This is a genomic window from Aerococcus sp. HMSC10H05, assembly GCF_001806975.1.
GTDB classification, from domain to species: Bacteria; Bacillota; Bacilli; order Lactobacillales; family Aerococcaceae; genus Aerococcus; species Aerococcus viridans_B.
In genome coordinates this window covers 1-775 of sequence record NZ_KV786965.1, presented here as the reverse complement: position 1 = coordinate 775, position 775 = coordinate 1, and the positions used below count along the sequence as shown (strand labels likewise).

Below are 775 nucleotides of genomic sequence, written 5' to 3'. Positions count from 1 at the left end.
GCACCTCAAGGAGGGGTACTTTCTCCCCTACTGAGTAATATTTACTTACATGAATTGGACAAAGAATTGTCGAGACGTGGACATCGATTCGTGAGATACGCAGATGACTTCGTCATCTATATCAAATCAAAACGAGCCGGAGAACGTGTATTAGAAAGTATCACTAAGTTTATCGAAAAGGATTTAAAACTCATTGTGAACACAGCAAAGAGTCAAGTAGGGTCGCCAACCCATTTAAAGTTCTTGAGCTGTCTGATTCATACAATGAATGGCCAATGTCGTTTTATCCCTACCAAGCAGGCAAAGCAGAAATTCAAACGTACTTTGAAACGATTGACTAGCCGCAAAAGACCTGGTACGTTCAAAGAAATTATACAACAAATCAATCGAGTTACACGAGGCTGGATTAACTATTTTGGACTGGGATTCATAAAAACCTTCATCCAAAGGATAGAACAATGGCTACATCGCAGAATTAGACAGCTTATTCTTAAACGTTGGAAACGACCAAAGACAATCATTAGAAAATTAATGTCCTATGGACTTGATACTGATTCTGCCAAACGCATTGCATATTCACGCAAGAAGTACTGGCGATTGTCAATAAATCTACAATTACACGTGGCATTTTCAACAAAAAGACTCTACCATTGGGGCTTAGTGCCTTTAAACCAATTAGTAGAGTCTGCTTACGCAAAATATTGAACCGCCGTGTACGGAACCGTACGCACGGTGGTGTGAGAGGTCGGAATCGAAAGATTCCTCCTACTCGATT

General features: G+C 40.3%; 1 protein-coding gene. It reads left to right on the top strand.

All coding sequences use genetic code 11. The features are described 5' to 3' along the window. Positions 1-705, top strand: a 705-nt coding sequence (locus tag HMPREF3116_RS02830) for a group II intron maturase-specific domain-containing protein (RefSeq protein WP_246819030.1), incomplete at its 5' end; no start/stop codon positions are given. Positions 706-775 lie beyond the last annotated feature (70 nt).